Below are 8,756 nucleotides of genomic sequence, written 5' to 3' on the forward strand. Positions count from 1 at the left end.
GAAGGGCTTCGTGAGGTAGTCGTCGGCGCCGGCCTCGAGGCCCTGCAGCGTGTCGATCTCCTCGTCGCGCGCCGTGAGCATCACGAGGTAGGTGTTGCTGAAGGCCCGGATGCGCTTGGCCGCCTCGAACCCGTCGATGCCGGGCATGCTGACGTCGAGCGTGGTGACCATGGGGTCGTAGGCGCGCACGGCCTGCACACCGTCGAGGCCGTTCCCGGTGGCGATGACCTCGAAGCCGGCCTGCGTCAGCACGGTCTCGAGCAGGTGGCGGATGTCGGCATCGTCTTCGATGATGACCGCGACGCGTCGTTCCGGTTGAGTGTCCATTGCCATGATCGTACCAATCGTCAGGGGATCGGATGAGGGAACTGCTCCGGGAGGGCCCGGAGCGGGCTACCAGCCGGCGTTCGCGGCCAGTTCGAGGGCGTTCTCGTTCCACCACTCGCCGGCGGTCGGGCCACCGTTGCACGGCCCGTCGCTCTCTCCGGGCGGCTTGATCCAGAGCGTCGCGTCCTCCGCAGAGCCCGCGCGCGCGGCGACCGGTTCCGCGCCGACGGCCCGGCCGGGAGGGTTGCACCACTCGCCGTTCGAGCCGTTGCCGTTGCGGCCGGTGTCGATCACGTAGTGGGCGCCGTTCGTGAGGCCCGAGATCTCGGCGGCGTAGGCCCGCTCGAGGTCGGTCGTGTTGTAGTTCGAGACGTTGGTCGAGAAGCCCCGCGCCCGCTCGACTCCCGCGCGGTTCAGCAGATCGGCCATCTCGGCGGGCGGCCCCCAGTTGGAGTGGCCCGCGTCGATGTAGACCACGAGACCGGCACCGGCGAGGATGTCGACGGCCGAGCCGACCTCATCGAGCCGCTCGTCGACGTTGTCGCACTCGTCGGCGAGCGCCAGCGCATCCGGTTCGAGGATGACGACGGCCGTGCTGCCGGTGAGGGCGTCGGCGATCTCCTGCACCCACACCGGGTACTCCTCGGCCGAGAGCCCGCCGCCCGAGAAGTTGCCGCAGTCGCGGTTCGGCACGCCGTAGACCGTGAACACCGGTGACTGGCCGAGCTTCTCCGCGGCATCCGCGATGCCCGAGACGTAGTCGCCCACCTCGCCCGCCGGGTACTTCTCCGGGGTGACCCAGATGGCCGTCGGTACCGCGGCGATGCGGTCGAAGACCTCGGCGTCGGCCTCGTCGCCCGCATCGCGCACCGAGGCGGCGGCGGTGGCGGCCTTCGAACCGGGGTCGGCGTAGAGCGAGCGCGACGCGAAGGGGTTGTCGGAGGCCACGCCGCCCTGGGCGAGGATCGAGCCGACGCCCACGACCATGGCGCCCAGCACGCCCACGATCGCGACGATGGCCACAGCCAGCCCGATGCGCGGCAGAACTCGTGTCACGGATGGCCCTTCGGTCGCAGGTCCTTTCAGCCTAGCGGCACCGGGGCCCCGCCCCGGCTGACGCGACTACCGGACTGCGGGGGCCGAGGTGGGCGCGGAGGCCGGAGCGTTCCGCCCCACCGTCCCCGCGGCGCCGTTGGCCTTCAGCCGCGACATCGTCTGCGCGAACGGCACCGGCCGGCCGTAGAAGAAGCCCTGCGCGTGACGCACGCCGATGCCGATCAGGATGTCGACGGCATCCCGGGTCTCGACGCCCTCGACCACGGTGGAGTAGTCGAACGCGTCGCCGAACCCCTGCAGGGCGCGCACGACCTCGCGCTGGCGCATCTCGTCGAGATTGTCGACGAGCGAGCGGTCGATCTTCAGGATGTCCATCGGGATGCGCACGAGGGCACCCACGCTCGAGGCCTCCGAGCCGTAGTCGTCGAGCGCGATGAGCACGCCCAGCGAGCGGAAGTACTCCGCCTGCGCGCGCAGGTCGTCGTCGATGTCCTTCGTCGAGCGCTCGTTGAGCTCGAGGCACAGCGTGATGTCGGGGTAGCGCGGCACGATGTCCTTGAGGAACGCGCCCACGTGCTCGTCGCGGATCTGCTCGACCTCGAGGTTGATCGTCACGACGCTGATCGAGGGCACGACCTTCCGGAACTCGCGCGCCGACTTCAGCGACGCGGCGATCACCTGGGTGGTCAGCAGGTCCATCCGGCCGAGGCCCTTGGCCTTCTCGATCAGCGACGAGGTCGAGATGCGGCCGAGCTCCGGATGCGTGTAGCGCACGAGCGACTCGAAGGCCCAGATCTTGTCCTCCACCGTGTTGACGATGGGCTGGTAGACGACGTTGAGGATGCCGTCGTCGATGGCCTTCGCCACGATCTCGTTGATGCGGCTCGAGCGGTGGGGCGAGATCCCGATCGACGACTCGAACGACGGGCCGCCCTGGCGCCTGGACTTCTTGATGGCGAGCATCGAGTGGTCGGCGTCGACCACGATCGACTGCGGATCGGTCTCCTGGTGGCCCGAGTAGGCGAGGCCGACGCTCACGAGCGGGCGGTACTCGCGGCCGCCGAGGGTGGCCGGGGCACCGACGTTGGCCACGATGTGGTCGGCCACGCTCTTGGCCTCGGCGAGCGACTGGAGCTTGGTGAGGATGATGACGAACTCGTCGCCACCCACCCGCGCCACGAAGTCGTGCGGGCGCACGCTCGCCCGCAGGCGGGTGGCCACCGTGGCGAGCACCTCGTCGCCGATGTGGTGGCCCTCGGTGTCGTTGAGGCGCTTGAACTGGTCGAGGTCGATGAAGAGCACCGCGATGCCGGAGGCGTAGGTGCGGTCCTCGTTGAGGCGGGCGAGCGAGCGCTGGAAGGCGTTGTAGTTCGGCAGCCCCGTGAGCGAGTCGCGGTCGACCCGGTCGAGCAGGGTGTCGTAGGCGCCGCGCACGCGAGCGGTCTCGGAGGCGATGTGGCCGATCGCGTCGAGGGCGAGCTCGTCGTCGGGCGTGAACGGGGTGCCGCCGTTCTTGCGGCTCGCCACGAGGTACTCCGTGGGCTCCACCGCGTCCTGCTGGTGCTCCTGGGTCACGCCGTCGCCCTCGCCCGACACGGCCTCGGCGGCCAGCTGCGGGTCGGTGGAGTCGAGCGAGGAGAAGCGCGCGCCGATCTCGTTGCGGCCGGGCGGGGTGCGCCGCACCTCGAACTCCCCCGCGTCGATCGCCCGGCGGGCGAAGTCGACCATGAGGGCCTTCGTGTCGCTCTCCGCGTCCCACGGCAGCGCACGGGCGGCATCCACCACTCCGCTCAGACGCTGCTCGCTCAGCCGGGTCTGGCGGCGCTTCGCGGCGCCGTAGAAGAACAGTGCCACCACGAGAAGCGGCACGGTCTCGCGCGCGAGCCTGAGCTCGGCCTCGGCACCGTCCACGATGCGGAACATGCCCGTGGTCGTGACGTAGACGGCCACCGCCACGAGCGAGCAGAGGGCCATCACCCCCACCAGGCGCAGGGGGCTGAGGCCGCTGATGCCGAACGCGTTGTCGATGCTCCACCGGCCGCGCTCCCGCACGAAGTCGACGAACAGCACCACCACCATGTAGGCCACGACGCTCACGACCACGGCCACGAGCGGCCAGACCCCCACGTCGACGAGACCCCTCGACAGCAGCACGAACGCGATCGCGCCGACCGCGGCGATGCCCGCCCACTGCACCGCCATCCAGAGGCTGCGCGACGTGATCCACTTCGAGGCGAAGTAGGCCAGCACCCACAGGCCGACGTCGAGCACCGGGTCGTCGCCGGCGGTGCCGATCACGAGGAAGGCGCTCGCCACCCCGAGCGGCGGGAGGCCGACGACCCGGCTGATCGGCAGCTGGTAGACGGCGGTGACGCCCACGCTGATGAGGAAGACGACGCAGCCCAGCCAGCTCGGCGGCGGGTTCTGCAGGCCCGAGGCGACACCCACGGCGACGGTCGCCACGGCGATCACCAGGAGCACGACCGACATGACGAGCTGGCTCGTGCCGCCGCGGCCCGTGCGCGATTGGAGCCTGACACCCATGCCGTGAGTTTAGCCCCCGGTTTCAGCGCGGCGCGGTCCGTGGCCGCGGGGGTGCGGGGTCACAGGCCGAGCTCGTCGAGAGCCGCTTCCATACGGCGCGTCATCTCGGCGTAGCCGTCGTCGTTCGGGTGCTGGCGGTCGGCGGCCATCCACTCCGGATGCCCCTCGATCCAGCGCGAGGCGCCGGCGATGTGGTCGGCGCCGACGGCCTCGGCGCCCTCGCGCACCCAGCCGATGATCTGCTCCACGGAGTCGGGGCGGGCATCCGTGTACCAGAAGGGCTCGACCACGATGAGTCGGGCATCCGGGAGCTCATCGCGGAGGGTCTCGAGGTCGGTCGTGATGGCATCCTGGATGTCGTCGGCGCGGCCCGGCATGGAGAAGTTGTCGTTGAGGCCCATCGTCACGAAGACGATGTCGGGCTGCGCCTCGATGATCTTCGGCACCTCGTCGTCGGGGCCGTAGTCGGGCGGGGTGCTCGACCGGTTGTTGACGAAGCCGAGGCCGTTGACGCTCGGGTTGAACTCGTTCCACCCTCGCTCGAGGCTGATGGCGGTCGACCAGCGGTGCGACGGATCGGAGGCGCCCGTGCCGAGCGTGTAGGAGTCGCCGTAGAACGCGACGACCGGAGCGTCGGGGTCGACGGCGGACGGCTGGGCGGCGGGCGCGGCCTCGCCGGCGGCCTGCCCGCTCCGCCCCGAGATCGCGGACACCATGAGGAGGAAGAACGTCACGGCGGCCACGAAGGCCACCACGCCGATCACAAGATTCCGCAGCCGAGGGTTCACCGAAGCATTTCGGAGCCCTCCCCCCAAGTGGTTTGGTCAGGCAGCCCGATCCTCAACCGCGGCCGAACCCGTCCACTCCGAACGCATCGCCACAGCAGTCAACGACCCGAACCCAGCAGGCCTTACTCGCCGACCCAAGGCGGTACGTCCGCCGCGAAGCGACGGACGCACCGCATGTCGCCTGCGCCGCACAGGGGGCGGCGCAGCACAAACTCAGCCAGCCAGCACTTCAGCGATCTGCACCGCGTTCAGCGCCGCACCCTTCCGCAGGTTGTCGTTGCTGATGAAGAGCACGAGACCGCGGCGGCCCTCGGCCGACTGGTCCTGGCGGATGCGACCGACGTAGCTCGGGTCGTTGCCGGCCGCCTGGAGCGGGGTCGGGACATCCGAGATCGCCACGCCCGGCGCATCCTTCAGCAGCTCGTAGGCGCGCTCGGGGGTGATGTCGTTGGCGAACTCTGCGTTGATGGAGAGCGAGTGGCCGGTGAAGACGGGCACGCGCACGCAGGTGCCGGCCACGCGGAGGCCGGGGAGCTCGAGGATCTTGCGGCTCTCGTTGCGGAGCTTCTTCTCCTCGTCGGTCTCGAGCTCGCCGTCGTCGACGATCGAGCCGGCGAGGGGGATGACGTCGAAGGCGATGTTGGCGACGTACTTGTTCGGCGCCGGCATGGTGACGGCTCCGCCGTCGTGCACGAGGCCGAGCAGCGCGTCGCGGTCGGCGGTCGCGGCGATCGCCTGGTCGGCGAGCTCCTCGGCGCCGGCGAGACCGGAGCCCGAGACCGCCTGGTAGGTGCTCACGATGAGCCGCTCGAGACCGGCGTCGGCGTCGAGCACCTTGAGCACGGGCATCGCGGCCATGGTGGTGCAGTTGGGGTTCGCGATGATCCCCTTCTTGGCCTGGGCGATGGCGTGCGGGTTGACCTCGGAGACGACGAGCGGCACGTCGGGGTCCATGCGCCAGGCGCTGGAGTTGTCGATGACGGTCACACCGGCGGCGGCGAAGCGCGGGGCCTGGGCGCGGGAGGCGGTGGCTCCGGCCGAGAAGAGGGCGATGTCGAGGCCCGTGGGGTCGGCGGTCTCGGTGTCCTCCACCTCGATGTCGACGCCGCGGAACGGCAGCGTGGTGCCGGCGGAGCGCGCCGACGCGAAGAAGCGGATGCTGGCGACGGGGAAGTCGCGCTCCTCGAGGAGCTTCCGCATGACCTTGCCGACCTGGCCGGTGGCGCCGACGACGCCGACGTGAAGTGCCTTGCTCATGATCTCTCTTCTCTCTCTCGCCATCCCACGAGTGGGCAGTTTCGGCCCGAAAACACGACGGGAAGGGCCGAAAGTGCCCACTCGTGGGAAGGGAAGGCGGGGGGTCTAGCGGCCGGTGCCGGCGTGCACGACGGCCTCGTTCTCGGCGTCGAGGCCGAAGGCGGTGTGCACCACGCGCAGGGCGTCGTTGATGGTGTCGGCGCGGGTGACGACCGAGATGCGGATCTCGGAGGTCGAGATCATCTCGATGTTGATGCCCGCCTCGTAGAGCGCCGTGAACAGCTTCGCCGAGACGCCCGCGTTCGTGCGCATTCCGGCGCCCACGAGGGCGAGCTTGCCGATCTGGTCGTCGTACTGCAGGGCCTTGAAGCCCGAGTCCTCCTGCTCGGCGCGGAGGGCCGTGAGCACGAGCTGCCCCTCGCTCTTGGGCAGGGTGAACGAGATGTCGGTGAGACCGGTCGACGCAGCCGAGACGTTCTGCACGATCATGTCGATGTTCGCGCCCGTCTTCGCCACGATCGTGAAGATCTGCGCGGCCTTGCCCGGGATGTCGGGCACGCCGACCACGGTGATCTTGGCTTCGCTCAGGTCGGTGGCGACTCCGGCGATCAGGGGCTCTTCCACAGCGGTCTCGCTTTCGGTGGGGTTGTAGACGATCGTGCCCTCGTTGTTGTTGAAGCTCGAGCGCACGTGCAGGGTGACGCCGTGGCGCCGGGCGTACTCGACGGCGCGGATGTAGAGCACCTTCGCGCCGTTGGCCGCGAGCTCGAGCATCTCCTCGCTCGTGATGCGGTCGATCTTCTGCGCCTTGGGCACGAGGCGCGGATCGGCGGAGAAGATGCCGTCGACGTCGGTGTAGATCTCGCAGACGTCGGCGTTCAGGGCGGCGGCGAGCGCCACGGCCGTGGTGTCGGAGCCGCCGCGGCCGAGGGTCGTGATGTCCTTCGTGTCGCGGTTGAAGCCCTGGAAGCCCGCCACGATCACGATCGCACCCTCGTCGAGCGCTTCGCGGAGCCGCACCGGCGTGACGTCGACGATGCGGGCGGCGCCGTGGCGCGCATCCGTGATCATGCCGGCCTGGGAGCCCGTGAAACTGCGGGCGTCGTGGCCGAGTGATTCGATGGCCATGGCGAGCAGTGCCATCGAGATGCGCTCCCCGGCCGAGAGGAGCATGTCCATCTCGCGAGGGGCGGGGATGGGGGCGACCTCGTGGGCGAGGTCGAGCAGCTCGTCGGTGGTGTCGCCCATGGCGCTCACGGCGACGACGACCTCGTTGCCGGCCTTGCGGGTCTCGACGATGCGCTTGGCGACGCGCTTGATGCTCTCGGCGTCGGCGACGGATGACCCGCCGAACTTCTGCACGATCAAGCTCACGGGGACTCCTGGGGGTACGGGCGCGGGATCGGGTGTCGGAACCCGACTTCCCACTATATCGCCGGAGGTATGCGGGGGCGGCTATGCGGCGGGGCCGCCTGCGGTCACTTGGCCTGGTCGTAGCTGTCGACGGTGGCGACCGTGACCGGGAACTCCACGGGCGCGTCGCCGAAGATGAGGCGGCCGGCCTCGGCGGCGGCCTCCCGCAGCTCCTGGGCGACGCGATCGGCGTGCTCGAGCGGGGTGTGCACCACGAGCTCGTCGTGCAGGAAGAAGGCGAGGTGCGGGCGGTGCTCGAGGGGCGCGGGTGCGTCGCCGACGGCTGCGGCCGGATCGCCGAGGGGTGCGGGTGCATCGCCGAAGGGTGCGGCTGCGTCGCCGAGGGTCCAGAGGCGCCGTCGCACCGACGCGATCCAGCACAGCGCCCACTCGGCCGCCGTGCCCTGCACCACGAAGTTGCGGGTGAAGCGCCCCCAGCTGCGCGCGCTCGAGCGCGCCCGGGCGCGGAGCTGCTCGGTGGCACCGTCGGCGGCGGCCTCGTCGCGGAGGTCGAGCCAGTCGTCGCCCGGCCTCGGGCTCGTGCGGCCGAGGCGGGTCGAGACGGTCGCGCCCGCCTCGCCGGCGCGAGCGGCATTCTCCACGAAGTCGATCGCGGCGGGGAACGCCCGGGCCAGCCGTGGCAGCATGCGGCCGCTCTCGCCCGTGGTGCCGCCGTACATGGCGCCGAGCATCCCGAGCTTGGCCTGCGGGCGGGTGTCGACGGCACCCGTGGCGACGATGCCGTCGTAGAGGTCGCGGCCCCGGCCGGCGGCGGCCATGGCGCGGTCGCCGGCGAGGGCGGCGAGGATGCGGGGCTCGAGCTGGGCGGCATCGGCCACCACGAGCACGCGGCCGGGGTCGGCGATCACCGCGCTCCGCACGAGCTTGGGCAGCTGCAGGGCGCCGCCGCCCTCGGAGGCCCAGCGGCCGGTGACGACGCCGCCCGGGAGGTAGGTGGGGTGGAAGCGGCCGTCGCGCACCCAGGTGTCGAGCCAGTTCCAGCCGTTGGCGGTGAGCAGGCGGGCGCGCTTCTTGTAGTCGAGGAGTGGCTCGATGGCCGGGTGGCGGATCTTCTCTAGCTCCCACGAGCGGGTGCTCGACACCGTGAGGCCGGCGCGGCGGAGCGACTTGAGCAGTTCGGCCGGGGAGTCAGGGTTGGCGGCGGGGTCGTCGAGGGCCTCGCGGATGCGCTGGAGCAGCTCGGCGAGGCGGGCCGGCCGCTCGTCGGGGCGGGCCGGGCGGGGGCCGAGGAGGTCGGTGAGCACGGCGTCGTGGCGGGTCGTGCTCCAGGGGAGGCCGACGTGGCGCATCTCGGCGGCGGCGAGGGCGCCGGCCGACTCCGCGGCGAGGAGCAGGGCGATGCGGCCGGCG

General features: G+C 70.9%; 7 protein-coding genes. All 7 read right to left on the bottom strand.

Translation table 11 applies throughout. The features are described 5' to 3' along the window. Positions 1–327: response regulator (locus tag Q0D57_RS18255; RefSeq protein WP_291046760.1), on the bottom strand; the 327-nt coding region annotated here is incomplete at its 3' end. A gap of 66 nt (positions 328–393) precedes the next feature. Next, positions 394–1,383, bottom strand: coding sequence for a glycoside hydrolase family 6 protein (locus Q0D57_RS18260; protein WP_291046761.1), 990 nt, complete (start codon positions 1,381–1,383; stop codon positions 394–396). A gap of 66 nt (positions 1,384–1,449) precedes the next feature. Then, entirely contained in the window at positions 1,450–3,927 is a 2,478-nt protein-coding gene (locus Q0D57_RS18265; protein WP_291046762.1) for an EAL domain-containing protein, read from the bottom strand. A gap of 59 nt (positions 3,928–3,986) precedes the next feature. Then, positions 3,987–4,715: an SGNH/GDSL hydrolase family protein gene (locus tag Q0D57_RS18270; protein WP_291046764.1), complete on the bottom strand. Its 729-nt coding sequence runs from the start codon at positions 4,713–4,715 to the stop codon at positions 3,987–3,989. 213 nt (positions 4,716–4,928) lie between these two features. Further along, positions 4,929–5,972, bottom strand: a complete 1,044-nt coding sequence (locus Q0D57_RS18275; RefSeq protein ID WP_291046765.1) for an aspartate-semialdehyde dehydrogenase — start codon at positions 5,970–5,972, stop codon at positions 4,929–4,931. Between the two features lie 105 nt (positions 5,973–6,077). After that, a complete protein-coding gene (locus Q0D57_RS18280; protein WP_291046766.1) occupies positions 6,078–7,346 on the bottom strand; it encodes an aspartate kinase in 1,269 nt (422 codons plus the stop codon). Positions 7,347–7,450: 104 nt separating this feature from the next. After that, on the bottom strand, positions 7,451–8,756 hold a 1,306-nt coding region (locus Q0D57_RS18285), incomplete at its 5' end, for a bifunctional 3'-5' exonuclease/DNA polymerase (protein ID WP_291046767.1).

The organism is Herbiconiux sp. (assembly GCF_023264895.1).
GTDB lineage: Bacteria > Actinomycetota > Actinomycetes > Actinomycetales > Microbacteriaceae > Herbiconiux.